Source organism: Cytobacillus sp. Bac17 (assembly GCF_024519925.1).
In the GTDB taxonomy this organism is placed as follows: Bacteria; Bacillota; Bacilli; order Bacillales; family Cytobacillaceae; genus Cytobacillus; species Cytobacillus pseudoceanisediminis.
The window spans coordinates 30,074-44,511 of sequence record NZ_JALJRC010000001.1 but is presented as its reverse complement, the minus strand read 5'-3'; the positions used below and the strand labels follow the sequence as shown (position 1 = coordinate 44,511).

The window sequence follows — 14,438 nt, the reverse complement described above, 5'->3', positions numbered from 1 at the left end:
CTCTTTATCGGGAGGCAGAAATCCAAATAATAGATAGGAGCAGGAGAAATGGATTTAATTTTGAAAAATGCAAGCATTCCTCAGGGAGATCGTCAGGTTTTAACAAATATTCTAGTAAACGAGGGAAAGATTGTTGGCTACACTAATGACATTTCTTTTCTAAATGCAGCCAGGGTAATTGATATTAAAGGAAAATTAGTCGTTCCAGGCTGTATTGATCCGCATACTCATTTTATGGATCCAGGCTTCACTCATAGAGAAACCTTTGCTACTGGCAGCCGTTCTGCAGCAGCCGGAGGCTTAACAACCATTATAGATATGCCTTGCTGCAGCAAGCCATCCGTTCGTGATGGGGAGAGTTTCAATAAAAAAATCGGACCAATCAGGGATCAGGCCTATATTGATTACTGTTTCTGGGGAGGCATGACTGGAGAAGATGCACGTGAAGGCTGGATTGATAATATTTATCCGCAGATTGACCAGGGAGTTGTTGCCTTTAAAGTTTACATGACTCCTTCTGTACCTACCTTCCCTAAAGTATCGGACGCAGAGATGCTGGAAATATTCAGTAACGTTGCAAAAACCGGACTCCCAATTGGTGTTCATGCTGAAAACTATGATATCTGCACATTCTATTCCAAAAAACTTGAAAAAGAAGGTCGCCTTGACGGACCAGCATGGGCGGAAGCGCGTTCAAGCCTCGCTGAGAAGGTGGCCATTGAATTGATTCTCAGCTTTGCAGAAGCTACAGACGCACGTGTACATGTGGTACATATGAGCACAAAAGAAGGCGTCGAGCTGGTAAAAGCAGCCAAGAAGCGTGGTGTTAAGGTTACAGCAGAAACCTGTCCTCACTATCTTGTACTTAATGCAAAGGACTCCATGTCAGAGCGCGGTTCCTATGCAAAGATTGCTCCTCCTTTACGAGGAAAAGAGGATAACGAATCTCACTGGCAGGCTCTGGCTGACGGAACCATCGATTTTGTCGGTACAGATCATGCTCCATATGAAATTGCCACAGAAAAGGATTATCCTGGGGCAACGATCTGGAACACTTTCCCTGGCATACCCGGGGTAGAAACGATGGTGCCGATCCTTGTCAGTGAAGGTTTAAATAAAGGCCGTTTATCTCTATCAAGATTTGTCGAGGTAACGAGCCGCAATGCCGCCATTCACTATGGCATTTACCCTAAAAAGGGATCAATGGAAATTGGCAGTGATGCTGATTTCACTGTTATTGATCTTGAGAAAGAATATGTAATAGACGAGCAAAAAACAGAATCAATGGCTAAATATAACCCTCTGCATGGCATGAAGCTTAAAGGAAAGCCAGTCCAAACGATCATTCGCGGAAACGTGATTTTCGATGAAGATAAAGGCATCGTAGGAGAAGCGGGCTATGGTGAGTATGTTCCGCGCCAAAGCATTCAGAGGCTTGAGAGAACATTCAAGTATGAAAAATACGAAGCGGTAAAAGCAAAAACAAAAGACCCAGTAGCACAGCAATAAATAGTTAATAGAGGGAGGCTGACCGGATTGGAACTTAGGGGAAAAAAGCACTGTGTGGTCATTATTGATATGTTAAACGACTTTATCGGCGAAAAAGCAGCATTAAGGTGTGAAAATGGCGAAAAAATAGTTCCCAAAATTCAAGAGCTTATTCAATTCGCTCATGAGCACAATATCCAGGTTGTGCATGTTCAGGAAGCACACAGAAAAAATGACCGGGATTTTCGCGTGAGGCCTGTCCATGCAGTTAAGGGAACCTGGGGTTCGGAATTCATTCCAGAGCTTCAGCCTGATGAGAGCAAAGGGGATTATGTGGTCCAAAAGAGGCGGCATAGTGCGTTTAGCTACACCGATTTTGATCTCTTCTTGAGAGAAGAAGAAATTGATACCGTTGTGCTGACTGGAGTCTGGACCAATGTATGTGTTCGCAGTACTGCTTCTGATGCTTTGTATCACGGCTACAATGTCATTTGCATTTCAGATGCTACCGCTTCTCAGGATGAAGATATGCATGTATCAGGTTTAAGAGACATTGATATCTTCGGAGATATATTATCAACAGAAAATTACAAAATGCTTGCTAAAAAGAAATTCTCCCAAGACGAATCTGTTGTCTAACTCCTCGCTGGGGACTAGGAAAAAGCGGATTTTAGTGGGCATTACCGGAGCAAGCGGATCATTGTATGCTTATACATTGATCCGCGCTCTTCATCAATTAGAGATCGAAACGCATTTAATTGCTACGGAGATGGGAGAAAAAGTAATGCAATTTGAATGCGGGGTCAAGATGGACGAGCTGAAGGAGTATGCCACTATCCACAGCAACCAAAATCTTTTCGCTGCGGTTGCCAGCGGATCCTTTAAGACAGACGGAATGGTTATCGTGCCATGTTCGATGAATACATTGGGAGCTATTGCGAATGGGGTCGGTGATACGCTACTAAGCAGGGCTGCCAGTGTTGTCTTGAAGGAGAATCGAAAGTTCATTATTGTTCCTCGGGAAGCACCTTTTAATTTGATTCATTTGCGCAATATGACTCTTCTTGCTGAGAGTGGAGCATGTATAATGCCTGCATCACCAGGCTTCTATCATAAGCCGACGGAAATATGGGAGCTGGCGAACTTTATGGTGGCAAGGATCTTGGACATGCTGGATATTGACCATGAGCTGCTGGAGAGATGGGGGGAAAAGGCATGAACCCTGTAACAATGAGGGCATTGCTGGATAGATGGGAAAGCATGGGACTTCTTCATCGGGTGAAAAAAGAAGTGGATCCGATGCACGAGCTGGGGGCAGTGATTAATGCCAAAAAAGGAAAAGAGCCTTTTTTATTTGAAAAAATTAAAGGCTATCAATCTTCCATGGCGGCCGGTTTGGGAGGTGACAGAGAGCTGATGGCTGACAGCATGGGAATCCAGTCTGCCGAACTTATTCCTAAAATCATCGACTCAATTGTTAACCCTATTCCAACCACGTTAAGGCAAACTGGCCCTGTTCAGGAGAATCTGGTGAGCGGGGAATTCGATCTTGCAGACTTGTTTCCTATCCCAACCTATCACGCGGAAGACTCAGGTGCCTATTATGTTTCAGGAATATTGGTGGTTAAAGATTTATCGGGGAGAAAAAGGTATACCTCCATTCGCAGAATGCAATATCTTGGCGGGAATCGAACGAATATTCTCATAACCTCTCCAGAGCTGATGGAGCAATATGTCCATTATGAAAGCATTGGCGAACCGATGGAAGTGGCTGTTATGTTTGGAGTGGTTCCAGCAGTTGTATTAAGTTCTCAGATTAGTACACATTTGTATCATACCGACAAATTGGATGTTGCCGGTGCACTGCTCGGCCAATCCCTTGATGTTGTTCAATGCAAAACGGTCGATCTGGAAGTATTGGCTGAGGCGGAAATCGTTTTGGAAGGCAGAATGCTGCCATATGAAAGAGAACTGGAAGGACCGTTTGGCGAACTGGCAGGTTATTATGGCACCAGAACGCCTCAGCCGGTTGTAGAGTTTTCAGCCGTTACTTATCGTGATAATGCTATCTCACAGACTATTTTTCCATCAAGCTATGAAGAAAGGCTGCCGATGGCGCTTGTAAGGGAAGCTACGCTTTTAAGCACCGTCCGGCAAGTGGTTCCAAATATAAAAGCTGTACATATCCCGATGGGCGGGGTGGCTCGCTATCATGCAGTCATTCAAATTGAGAAGAAGCATGATGGTGACGGCAAGCAGGCAGCACTTGCAGCTTTTGCAAGCGATAAGGATTTAAAGCATGTGGTTGTCGTGAATGATGATGTCGATATTTTTGATTCAGATGATGTTGAATGGGCCATTGCGACAAGAGTCCAGGCTGGTGATGACATATTTATCGTTCAGGGTGCAAAGGGATCGCCGCTCGAGTCTTCCCATCATCTAAAAGGAGTCAGTGATAAGATGGGCATCGACGCAACCTATCCTCTTGGAAAAGAAGAGTTATTTAAAAGGACTTCAATCCCCATTGAAGTGAATCTCGAAGACTATCTTTAAGCTTCTGCAGTAGAGGAGGTCAAAAATGAAGGCAATAGGCTTGATTGAAACTAGGGGGTTGACAGCGGCTATTGAAGCGCTGGACTCAATGGCAAAAGCGGCAAATGTCAGTTTAGTTGATTTAAAGAGAGTCGGATCCGGCCTTGTCACCGTCATTATTGAGGGCGATGTCGCAGCAGTGTCTGCAGCTGTTGAGGTTGGGAAGACTGCACACACCATGACAGGAGGAGAACTGGTTTCGGCTAATGTTATTCCCCGCCCTCATTCAGAACTTCGCAAAATTCTTTAAAGGAGGTGCATAATGTGTGTCTGACTTTATTAAAAGTGTTGTAGAAGAAGTGATGAAGCCTTACGGCAAGTCAAAAGTAAATCCTATTAATGGGGTTTCCAACCAGTCCCCCCCAAGCAGGCAGCAGGGAACGAAGAAGAATATACCGGGCATTACCCGGCCAAATTACCAGAAGGAAAAAATGAATAAAAGAATATCAGTTCATCATTCAGTACCGGTCAAGACTGCAGAGCCACATCAAAACCTTAAAAGGCAACCAGTTTCTCATTCTGCACCCAAGTCTTCAGCTAAGGAAAAAATTGCACAGCTTCAAACCCTATCCCTGGTACAGGGGAAACATCCGGTTTCTTCCAATGCTGGCTTTGCTGATATAAAACCTGACCGTAATGCAAGAGAAAGCCAGCTTATCGGACAAACGCCGGAGGGTGTAAAAGTCTGGCTGTTCTCAGAGCTTCATCCAGCTCTTGAAAGCTCTTTTCAGCGGGAATTAAAAACAGCCTCAATCGGTGTAGTCATTTCAGAAAAATGCACGCCAGGGCAGTTATTTATGCTGAATGACCTTTTAAGAGAGTTTCCTTCTTTAAGATATTGCCTGACATGGGACAAAAACAGCGGGAAATCTTTTTCGCTGGAGCTATATGAAGAGAATCATGGGATACTATTAAACGCCTTAAAGAGCTTCTTTAAAAAACTTTCCCAAAAATCCTTTAAAACTACTCAAATCTATAGAGAAAAATCCCCCAGTCCATGGCTTACTAAACAATTGGGGCTGAACTCTTCAATCGGCGGTGTGGCTGTCATTGAAGGGATCGACTATTATTCGGGTATTTTGATCCTTGACCGTTACATGAAAAAAAGCACTTCTGAACATTTCAATTTTTTAATAGAGAAGAAATACTTGCTGCTTCATGGACACTATGATGATGTTTCACGCATCTCTGATCAGCTTCATAAGGAATTCGACAGAATTAATTAGTTGTAAGCCAGCATCTCTGTCACAGATCAGAAACTATTCATCCCGGAAGCATCTTATAGGCATGGAGAGATGATTTGTCTATTTCATAGGAGGGGGATTTACCAGTTGCAAGCATTGGGACTGATTGAAACCGTTGGTTATTCAACAGCAGTTTCTGCAGCAGATGCAGCCGTAAAAGCAGCAGATGTAGAAATTGTAGGAATTGAAAAAGTAATAGGAGTGGAGAGCTATCTGGGGGTTACAATCCATTTTAACGGGGATGTAGCGGCAGTGAAGTCTGCTGTCGATGCTGGTGTTAGTGCTGCAGAAAGAATTGGAAAAGTAATTTCTGCTCATGTCATCCCGCGTGCCCACAGTGAAGTAGCAGGGAAGCTGCTTCCGAATTTTAAGCTGGAAGATATGCATCCTGGAAATGATGCTCAAGGGGGTAACAGACTAGAGGTTAACCCGAATAGAAAAAAGCAAGCAAAAGAGAGCAGCAACTTTAATGTTAACGATACAGACAAATCATCAGGTTAATAAATTTAAGGAGGAAACACACAATGGGTGAAGCATTGGGATTAATCGAGACAAAAGGTCTTGTAGGCGCAGTAGAGGCAGCGGATGCAATGGTTAAAGCAGCTAATGTGGAGATCTGCGGATATGAAAAAGTGGGATTTGGTCTTGTAACGGTTATGGTCAGAGGAGATGTTGGAGCAGTTAAAGCAGCCACCGATGCAGGTGCGGAAGCGGCCAGCAGAGTTGGAGAACTCATTTCGGTACATGTCATCCCAAGGCCGCACAGCGAAGTTGAAAGAGCTCTTTTATCAAAAAATATCGGTGAATAAGCATGAGCAGCAAAAAGCAGAGTGTTATGGCAAAAAACACTCTGCAGGAGCTTTACCTGCGAAATGACAGCTGCAGAGACAGAAAACCTCACATCCTGGCTCTATTAACCTCTCATATGATAGGGATGGAACCAGGATTTTCTTACTTGAAAAAGTTAACAAAGAAAGATATTACACTCAGAATGGCTGCTGAGGAGGAAATGCTAAAACAATTTCCGCTTCAGGAGTTAGTTAATCTGACTGGAAATGACGATTGGATCTCTCCGACAGCGTTTCATGCCCAGCCAATTGATCAATTCGATGAGATCTTTTTGCCTATTCTATCCTTTTCTTTAATAACAGACATACTGTCCCTTAACGAAAAGAGACCAATTGTGCAGATCATCCTAAAGGGCTTATTGAAGGGAAAACGGATCACGGCTTTAAAGGCTGGAGGTGATCCCTTCAGCCAATATTGGAAACTGAAAGGAATGGATAAAGGCCCCGACATGTTAAAAAGGAAGCTCAATGAGCAGATGACAGAACTGAAGATGCTTGGAATCAGATTAATAGATTTCCATCAACAAGCAGAATTTGATGTTCAGCATGTGAAGAAAACGGTTATTACCGATGAATCAGTCCGGTTTGCCCGCTTTAGTAAGCTTGATCAAATAGCTGTTCCAAAAGGGGCTATCATTACCCCCCTTGCAAGAGATACAGCAAAGGAACTGAAGATCGAAATCATTCTACATTAAGGAGAAGGTCTTTATGCAAATGGGAATAGTGGTTGGTCGTGTAACTGCCACAAGAAAAGATGATAATCTTGTGGGCACAAAATTATTAATTACCCAGCCTGTAGGATTGGACGGCACGCTGTTACCGAACCCCATTATAACCGTTGATACTGTTGGTGCCGGAATAGGAGAGAAGGTCATATATGTGACTGGAAGCATGGCATCAAGAGCCGTCCAAAATAAAGATGCTCCTATAGATGCGGCCATTATCGGAATTATTGACAGTGTAGAAGGGGAGACAGGGGGTTAATAAATGGATGCAATAGACATAAAAAAGGCAGTGCAATACCGCAAGCTTATTGACGTGCTGCTTGATTCCAGCCAGTTTGCTGATGTAGTCCTGAAAGGAGGATACTTCATCAATGTCATCACCCGGGAGATCTATGAAGCAGACGTTGCGATGAAAGGTGAATATATTTTAATGGCGGGAGATGCAAAAGACTTAATCGGGCCAAAAACGAAAGTGGAAAACATTCAGGGGAAATTCGTATGTCCCGGGTTTATTGATTCTCATATGCATTTTGAAAGTGCAATGCTGACTTGCACGGAATTCTCCAAGCTTTCCATTCCGACTGGGACCACCACGCTGATTGGAGATCCGCATGAAATTGGAAATGTCCTGGGGGTTCACGGGATGCAGGCGATGATTGAAGAAGCAAAGACACTTCCAAACCGGATCCTTTTCACGGTTCCCTGCGCGGTGCCTGATGCTCCCGGACTTGAAACCTCCGGTTTTGATGTGACTTCCAAGGATATGAAAGAGCTATTGGCTGACCCAAATGTACAGGGAATTGGAGAGATACAGAGCTTCAGCAATATCAGGCCGGTATATGAGCATGCCCCGGAATTAATAGACGACCTTGTTGCCGCAGTTTCGTATGCAAACAGCATAGGAAAAACGGTTGAAGGGAATGCACCAGGATTGTTTGGCAAAGAGCTTGCCGCTCATATTATCAGTGGCGGGAACCATGTGTCCTGCCATGAGACTACGACAAAAGAAGAAACTGTCGAAAAGCTGCGCAATGGTGTAAGTGTGTTCATGCGTGAAGGCTCTTCCCAAAGAAATATGGCAGACTGTATCCGTGCCATAACAGAGGATGGGCTCGATTCCCGCCGTGCAATCCTTGTATCAGACGATATGGTGCCTGCTGATCTGTTAAATTACGGACATATGAATGATATTGTCCGCAGAACTATTGCTGTAGGCATTGATCCTGTGGAGGCCATCCAAATGGCGACCATAAATCCGGCTTCCCATTTTGGCTTTAAAGATGTTGGGGTAATTGCACCAGGCAAACGGGCAGACGTTGTCGTGATCAGCGACCTGAACAATATGACCGTTGACCAGGTATATCTTGCAGGAAAAAAAGCAGCTGAAAAAGGCGAATTAACCATAGATATTGCTCCTTACATATATCCGGAAAGTGTGAAAAAGTCAGTGAGGAGAAAACCTGTAACACTCAAGGAGCTGGCTATTGAGGCTTCAGGCAGCCGAGCAAAAGTAAGGGCAATTGAAGCTATACCTTTTCAGAACTTAACTGGCGGAAGCGAGTTCACTCTGAATGTCAAAGACGGCATTGTGCTGCCTTGCCTAAAGCAGGATGTGCTGCCGCTTCTGGTTGTAGAACGCCACGGCAGAACAGGAAAAATCGGTAAGACTTTCCTGCATGGCTTCGATTTGAAAAGCGGTGCCATTGCAGAAAGCGTCGCCCATGATACACACAATATCATCGTAACAGGGACAAACTACGAAGATATGGTAACTGCGGTGAACCGTGTAATTGCAATGGATGGCGGAATAGCGATGATAAAGGATAGCAAAGTAGTCGGTGACCTGCCATTGAGGATTGGCGGTTTAATGACAGACGAATTAACTGGAAAAGAAATGAGTGAAAAGGTAGACGAATTGTCGCAGCTTGCAAAAGATGTTCTTGGCTGTGGCATGGAGGTTCCGTTTATGCATTTATCATTCTGGTCACTGGTAACAAGCCCTAAGTGGAAAATTACAGATATGGGACTGATCGATGTAGATAAATTTGAGGTCATTCCGACCATTATTAATTGAACTTAAAAGCGGCGTTCTCTGCCGCTTTTCATATAGTAAAAAAATTAGCAGGCAAGGAGGAATAGCATGGGAGTTAAATTAGTCGATTTAACGCAGGAAATTTATCAGGGAATGCCTGTTTTTCCCCTTCATCAAAAAACAATGATCTTCCCAAATATCTCTCACGAAGAAAGTGAAAAGCAAGTGGGATTTATGTTTGCAACCAATAATCTATTAATCAATGAACATGGCCCTACCCATAGCGATGCAACCTATGAATATGATCCAAACGGCAAATACATCGATGAAATGCCGCTTGAATATTTTTACGGGCCCGCAGTTTGCCTGGATGTGTCCCACATCCAGCCTGATCGATATATTACAGACCGTAATCTCGAGGCGGCATTGCGGAAATCACAGCAATTTATTGAAAAAGGAGATATCGTTCTCCTCTATACCGGCCACTATAATCGCTCTTATGGTACAGACAAATGGCTCACAACCTACACGGGCCTGAATTATCAAGCAGCCAAATGGCTGGCTGAAAAAGGTGCGGTCAATATAGGCATCGATGCCCCGGCCATTGACCATCCGGATGATCCGAAGTATTCCGGGCACCTCATTTGCCGGGAATATGGGATAACCAATACGGAAAATCTCTGTAATCTCGATCAGATTGCAGGAATGCGATTTCTATATTTCGGACTGCCGCTCAGGATTCGAAAAGGAACGGGATCTCCAGTTCGTGCTGTTGCCGTTTTCATTGAATAACAACAAAGGTTGGTGATCAAATGAAAGAGGTTTTTAACAGGGGGAAGATCAGAGACGAAATGATTATCCCCCCTTATGAAGGAAGAAGCGCCCTGATTCACAAAGGAGAAGAGCTCATTATTATTGATATGGAAGGAAAACAAGTGGGGGATTTTGTCTGTTTTAACTATAAAGATCCTGAGGAACATGTTTCACCTGTTCATATGCGTGCCTCATTAAGCAGCATTCGGCTTAAAACGGGAGATTGGCTTTACAGCAACCGCCGCCGCCCGCTGATGCAGCTAGTGGAAGACACTGTTGGAAAACATGATTTCTTCTTTCCTGCTTGTGATTATTACCGCTATAAAGTTGATTTTGGCAAAGAGGATCACCCAAATTGCCATGATAATATTGCGGCTGCTTTGAAAAAGTATGATATTCACCCCCCTGTCATTCCGGATCCCATCAATATATTTATGAATAATGTCCTTGATGATGCTGGTGATTATGTCATTACCGAGCCTCTTTCCAAGCCTGGTGATTACATAAGGCTGAAAGCATTGTGCGATGTTGTCATTGCCTGTACAACCTGTTCCCAGGACATGGCACCGGTTAATGGGTTTAAAGTGACCCCTATTAAAATGCAAATAGTGGAGGCGGATTAATGAATGACATTCAGTTTCTTCAGCAGCTGCTTCAAATCGACAGCTCTAATCCGCCAGGAAACGAACATTTAGTGACTGAAGCTTTTATTAACAGATGCAAACAAAATGGTCTGCCGTTTAAAGTGACAATACTTGATGAGACTCGAAGCAATTTTGAAGTTACGCTTCCGGGAAAAAGCGGTAAACAGCTAGTCTTATGCGGCCATATGGATACCGTTTCTCCTGGAACGGGAGAATGGATTTACTCTCCATTTTCAGGTGAAATCGCAGATGGACGCATATATGGCAGAGGAGCATCTGATATGAAAAGCGGTCTTGCAGCGATGTTCCTGGCATTGGAAGAGCTGTATCTCACGAGTACTGTACCCCCTGCTGGCGTTACTTTTTTGGCAACAGCCGGGGAGGAAGTCGACAGCTGCGGGGCAAGGGCTTTTATAAAGGAGAATGACTGCAGAAAAATCGATGCACTAATCATTGCCGAACCGACAAATGAAAAAATTGTGATTGGCCATAAGGGAGCTCTTTGGCTTGAAATAACAGCATATGGAAAAACCTCTCACGGTTCGATGCCCGAACAGGGAATAAATGCAGTAGATCACATGCTTAAAATAGTCCGGCTATTGGATGAAATGAAAATTGAATGGATGACAGATAGGAAGCCACTCGGACAAAGCAGCCTGGCTGTTACCATGATTGAAGGCGGAGTGCAGACCAATGTCATTCCAGATAAATGCAGCATCAGAGCAGATATAAGAACCGTCCCTCCTCAATCCCATTCCAGTTTTATAAACATGCTTAAATCCAAACTTGATCTGCTGATGGATCAGGAAGAGATTTATAAATACAGTGTTGAAACCATCCTGGACCGTCCATCTATTTTAACAGATCCTGCTGAGGACATTATTCAAATAGCGCAAATGATTAAGGGCGAATCGCCAGCAAACCATTACGGGGTGTCCTACTATACAGATGGTGCCGTTCTTAATCCAAGGAGTGAAATTCCTACCTTGATTTACGGCCCAGGAGACGAAAAGCTTGCCCATCAGCCAAATGAGTGCGTGAGTCTGGCGGCTTATCAGCGCTCCATTCAATTTTACAAGCAGCTTATCATGACTTATGGAAAACTGGAGCCCGGAGAAGCAAGTCCTGTACAAGGGGGAGGAAGAAGTTGAGCAGTATACTGATAAAAAATGCTGAAATCATCACGATGAACGCAGCTGAAGAAATCGTTTTCGGCGACCTTTATATTGTGGATGACCGCATCGTGGAAATTGGCCAGAGTTTAACACATAAAGCTGATAAAGTAATGGATGCTTCAGGAAAAACAATCATACCGGGATTTATCCAGACACATATACATCTATGCCAGACATTATTCCGAGGACAGGCTGATGATCTTGAACTGCTTGATTGGCTGAAACAGAAAATCTGGCCGCTGGAGGCTTCGCATGATGAAGAATCCATCTATTATTCTGCCATGCTGGGGATTGGTGAATTGCTTCAAAGCGGAACAACAACTGTGGTGGACATGGAAACGGTCAATCATACCGAATATGCATTTCAGGCCATTGCCGAGAGCGGCATACGGGCACTTGCCGGAAAGGTCATGATGGATAAGGGGGATGAAGTTCCAGTTCCGTTAAGGGAAAACACCTTAAAGTCCATCCAGCAAAGCGCAGATCTGCTTGAGAAATGGCATAACAGCGATAATGGACGAATACAATATGCCTTCTGTCCCCGTTTTGTAGTTTCCTGCACAGAGGAATTGCTGAAAAGTGTCAGGGATCTTTCTGCACAGTACAATGTAAGAGTCCATACGCACGCATCAGAAAATGCCAATGAAATTCTGCTTGTTGAAAGAGAATTAGGCATGCGGAATGTAGTTTACTTGGACAGCATTGGGCTTGCCAATGAAAGGCTGATTCTTGCGCATTGTGTTTGGCTAGATGAAGAAGAAAGAAGGATCATCAAAGAGCGTGGTGTAAAGGTCAGCCATTGTCCAGGATCCAATTTAAAGCTGGCATCAGGTGTAGCAGAAATTCCTTCTTTATTGGATCAGCAGGCTTTTGTCAGCCTGGGTGCTGATGGTGCTCCCTGCAATAACAATCTGGATATGTTCAATGAAATGAGATTGGCTGCAATCATTCAGAAGCCTGTACATGGACCAACAGCAATGAATGCCAGAACAGTCTTCAGAATGGCTACGATCGGCGGAGCTAAAGCAGTTGGAATGGAAAAGGAAATCGGAAGCCTTGAGCCCGGAAAGAAAGCAGACCTTGCTATTCTTAATCTGAATGATTTTCATGTGTATCCGTCATTTGATATCGACACCATCTCGAGGATTGTCTATTCAGCCACTCGAGCAGATGTAGAAACAACCATTGTAAACGGGAAAATCGTCATGGAAAATAGGAAGCTAAAAACGGTTGATAAAGAAATGGTGTTAAGAGAAGCGAACATCAGCATAAAGAGGCTGCTTAAAAGATTAGAGACAGCCGTTTATTAATCTTCTAATTCGGCTGAAAGCAAATCAGCCGTTTTTTTATGGTAAAATATAGTAAAGAGGAGTGATGATGTGAAAGCCGGCATTTTGGATCATGCAAATCTGGTGCAGGCATCCGAGTTTATTGCGGGAATGAACTCTCTGCGCCAGTGTCATATAGGGTATTTGGGGACCAGCCAAAACGATATTCTTCATAGTCTGGAAGAAATGAATAGTGATGCCGAATCAGCTGCATTTATTGTCTGGAAGGATGGCGCAATTGCAGGCTTTCTGGGAGTAGATGCTGATCTTAATAAAGGGACAGCAGAATTATGGGGTCCTTTTGTTCAGGAATTTGAATTTATGAGACTTTTATGGGAAAAAGCACTTCATTATTTTGAAGGAAACCTGCATTCTTACTTTCTGTTTGCGGATACAGCCAACCATACTGCTGCCGAATTTGCTTTAAGTAACGGATTCAAGCCGCAATCTGCTCAGACATACATGGAACTGAAAGGAAATCCCAGTAATGAATTAAGAGATATCAGTTTATTGCCGCCTCACTGCCATAGCGAGTTTATCCATTTGTATGATACATTGTTTCCCCATACATATTATTCAGGAAAAGAGATTATCGGAAGATTGAATGACGAACACAAAGTTTATACATCTGTTGATGCGGATGGATTAAATGGCTATTTATATGCAGAATACAATCGTGATGAAAAAGAAGGAAGCATTGAATTAATTGGTGTGAAATTCTGTAAACGCAAGAAGGGCATTGGACGAAAATTGCTTGATATGGCGGTTCATGACCTTTTTGTGAATGCTGGAGCCGCAAGCATTAAGCTTTGTGTGGAAACAACCAACCAGAAAGCCCTGTCTCTTTATAAAAAAGCAGGATTTAAAGTTGAAAGGTCATTGAGTTTTTATAAGCTGTATATTTGGGAATAAGAGCAATAAGTTAGTGCGCTTTTAAGATTTTAGGTAAAATATAATTAACCAGAAAAATTGGAGGGAACAAAATGGCTATTGAAAATCCAAGCAGGGACCAAATCGGTGTGCTATTAAAAAAGGCAAAGCGGATTGCTGTTGTGGGGTTAAGCGGAAATCCTGAACGCACATCCTATATGGTGTCAGAGGCGATGCAAAAAGCCGGCTATGAAATTATCCCGGTTAATCCGGCTGTTGAAGAGGTACTTGGTGTAAAGGCTGTAGCAAGTCTTAAAGAGATCGAGGGGCATGTAGATATCGTCAATGTATTCAGGCGTTCAGAGTTTCTTCCGGAAATTGCTCGGGAGTTTGCCGAAATAGATGCTGATATCTTCTGGGCTCAGCTTGGAGTGGCAAATCAGGAAGCATATGATTTTTTAAAAGAAAAAGGCTGCACTGTCATCATGGACCGCTGCATTAAAGTTGAACACGCACTAACGAAGTAAACTCAGCATGAGGTCTGCTTAAGATCTCATGTTTTTTATTTTTTATAGAATCCCTGTAAATAAAGGGTTTGTGTAACGGAAATAATCAGGATAAATCTTTTAAATCCCAAGATCTTATTTGCCAAAACCAAATAAATAGATAAAATAAAGCA

The 14,438-nt window shown here is 43.4% G+C and carries 17 protein-coding genes; all 17 read left to right on the top strand.

The window, feature by feature from the left end:
• The first annotated feature begins 48 nt into the window (after positions 1-48).
• The 17 genes from allB (at position 49) to NR125_RS00150 (ending at position 14,286) form a co-directional block, all read left to right on the top strand.
• On the top strand, positions 49-1,509 hold the full coding sequence (allB, locus tag NR125_RS00230) for an allantoinase AllB (RefSeq protein ID WP_019379981.1): 1,461 nt from the start codon (positions 49-51) through the stop codon (positions 1,507-1,509).
• Between the two features lie 27 nt (positions 1,510-1,536).
• Entirely contained in the window at positions 1,537-2,127 is a 591-nt protein-coding gene (locus tag NR125_RS00225; RefSeq protein WP_256814591.1) for a cysteine hydrolase family protein, read from the top strand.
• A gap of 34 nt (positions 2,128-2,161) precedes the next feature.
• On the top strand, positions 2,162-2,707 hold the full coding sequence (locus tag NR125_RS00220; protein WP_009334691.1) for a UbiX family flavin prenyltransferase: 546 nt from the start codon (positions 2,162-2,164) through the stop codon (positions 2,705-2,707).
• The gene (locus NR125_RS00215; protein ID WP_251266493.1) at positions 2,704-4,041 is read left to right on the top strand and encodes a UbiD family decarboxylase; all 1,338 of its coding nucleotides are present in this window, start codon (positions 2,704-2,706) and stop codon (positions 4,039-4,041) included. The genes NR125_RS00220 and NR125_RS00215 overlap by 4 nt, the downstream gene beginning before the upstream one ends.
• A gap of 25 nt (positions 4,042-4,066) precedes the next feature.
• The gene (locus NR125_RS00210; RefSeq protein ID WP_009334689.1) at positions 4,067-4,330 is read left to right on the top strand and encodes a BMC domain-containing protein; all 264 of its coding nucleotides are present in this window, start codon (positions 4,067-4,069) and stop codon (positions 4,328-4,330) included.
• Between the two features lie 16 nt (positions 4,331-4,346).
• Entirely contained in the window at positions 4,347-5,306 is a 960-nt protein-coding gene (locus tag NR125_RS00205) for a hypothetical protein (RefSeq protein WP_019379978.1), read from the top strand.
• Between the two features lie 105 nt (positions 5,307-5,411).
• Positions 5,412-5,825: a BMC domain-containing protein gene (locus NR125_RS00200; protein WP_009334687.1), complete on the top strand. Its 414-nt coding sequence runs from the start codon at positions 5,412-5,414 to the stop codon at positions 5,823-5,825.
• A 23-nt stretch (positions 5,826-5,848) separates the two neighbouring features.
• Positions 5,849-6,133 carry a BMC domain-containing protein gene (locus NR125_RS00195; RefSeq protein WP_009334686.1) on the top strand — a complete coding sequence of 95 codons (285 nt, stop codon included), beginning with the start codon at positions 5,849-5,851 and terminating at the stop codon, positions 6,131-6,133.
• A gap of 2 nt (positions 6,134-6,135) precedes the next feature.
• Positions 6,136-6,867, top strand: a complete 732-nt coding sequence (locus tag NR125_RS00190; RefSeq protein WP_019379977.1) for a hypothetical protein — start codon at positions 6,136-6,138, stop codon at positions 6,865-6,867.
• A gap of 13 nt (positions 6,868-6,880) precedes the next feature.
• Positions 6,881-7,156 carry a EutN/CcmL family microcompartment protein gene (locus NR125_RS00185; protein WP_019379976.1) on the top strand — a complete coding sequence of 92 codons (276 nt, stop codon included), beginning with the start codon at positions 6,881-6,883 and terminating at the stop codon, positions 7,154-7,156.
• A gap of 3 nt (positions 7,157-7,159) precedes the next feature.
• A complete protein-coding gene (gene ade, locus NR125_RS00180) occupies positions 7,160-8,971 on the top strand; it encodes an adenine deaminase (protein ID WP_019379975.1) in 1,812 nt (603 codons plus the stop codon).
• A 66-nt stretch (positions 8,972-9,037) separates the two neighbouring features.
• Entirely contained in the window at positions 9,038-9,721 is a 684-nt protein-coding gene (locus tag NR125_RS00175) for a cyclase family protein (protein WP_256814587.1), read from the top strand.
• 20 nt (positions 9,722-9,741) lie between these two features.
• Entirely contained in the window at positions 9,742-10,365 is a 624-nt protein-coding gene (locus NR125_RS00170; protein ID WP_009334680.1) for a DUF1989 domain-containing protein, read from the top strand.
• On the top strand, positions 10,365-11,537 hold the full coding sequence (locus NR125_RS00165; RefSeq protein ID WP_251266489.1) for a M20 family metallopeptidase: 1,173 nt from the start codon (positions 10,365-10,367) through the stop codon (positions 11,535-11,537). The genes NR125_RS00170 and NR125_RS00165 overlap by 1 nt, the downstream gene beginning before the upstream one ends.
• A complete protein-coding gene (locus NR125_RS00160; protein WP_251264884.1) occupies positions 11,534-12,871 on the top strand; it encodes a 5'-deoxyadenosine deaminase in 1,338 nt (445 codons plus the stop codon). Before NR125_RS00165 ends, NR125_RS00160 begins: the two co-directional genes overlap by 4 nt.
• Positions 12,872-12,940: 69 nt before the next feature.
• The gene (locus NR125_RS00155) at positions 12,941-13,801 is read left to right on the top strand and encodes a GNAT family N-acetyltransferase (protein ID WP_256814584.1); all 861 of its coding nucleotides are present in this window, start codon (positions 12,941-12,943) and stop codon (positions 13,799-13,801) included.
• Between the two features lie 71 nt (positions 13,802-13,872).
• Positions 13,873-14,286, top strand: coding sequence for a CoA-binding protein (locus tag NR125_RS00150; protein ID WP_192908573.1), 414 nt, complete (start codon positions 13,873-13,875; stop codon positions 14,284-14,286).
• Positions 14,287-14,438 lie beyond the last annotated feature (152 nt).

Coding starts and splice junctions, on each gene's coding strand:
- NR125_RS00175 (WP_256814587.1), top strand. CDS start 9,038: ATGGGAGTTAAATTAGTCGATTTAACGCAGGAAATTTATCAGGGAATG.
- allB (WP_019379981.1), top strand. CDS start 49: ATGGATTTAATTTTGAAAAATGCAAGCATTCCTCAGGGAGATCGTCAG.
- NR125_RS00215 (WP_251266493.1), top strand. CDS start 2,704: ATGAACCCTGTAACAATGAGGGCATTGCTGGATAGATGGGAAAGCATG.
- NR125_RS00150 (WP_192908573.1), top strand. CDS start 13,873: ATGGCTATTGAAAATCCAAGCAGGGACCAAATCGGTGTGCTATTAAAA.
- NR125_RS00185 (WP_019379976.1), top strand. CDS start 6,881: ATGCAAATGGGAATAGTGGTTGGTCGTGTAACTGCCACAAGAAAAGAT.
- NR125_RS00210 (WP_009334689.1), top strand. CDS start 4,067: ATGAAGGCAATAGGCTTGATTGAAACTAGGGGGTTGACAGCGGCTATT.
- NR125_RS00195 (WP_009334686.1), top strand. CDS start 5,849: ATGGGTGAAGCATTGGGATTAATCGAGACAAAAGGTCTTGTAGGCGCA.
- NR125_RS00170 (WP_009334680.1), top strand. CDS start 9,742: ATGAAAGAGGTTTTTAACAGGGGGAAGATCAGAGACGAAATGATTATC.
- ade (WP_019379975.1), top strand. CDS start 7,160: ATGGATGCAATAGACATAAAAAAGGCAGTGCAATACCGCAAGCTTATT.
- NR125_RS00190 (WP_019379977.1), top strand. CDS start 6,136: ATGAGCAGCAAAAAGCAGAGTGTTATGGCAAAAAACACTCTGCAGGAG.
- NR125_RS00165 (WP_251266489.1), top strand. CDS start 10,365: ATGAATGACATTCAGTTTCTTCAGCAGCTGCTTCAAATCGACAGCTCT.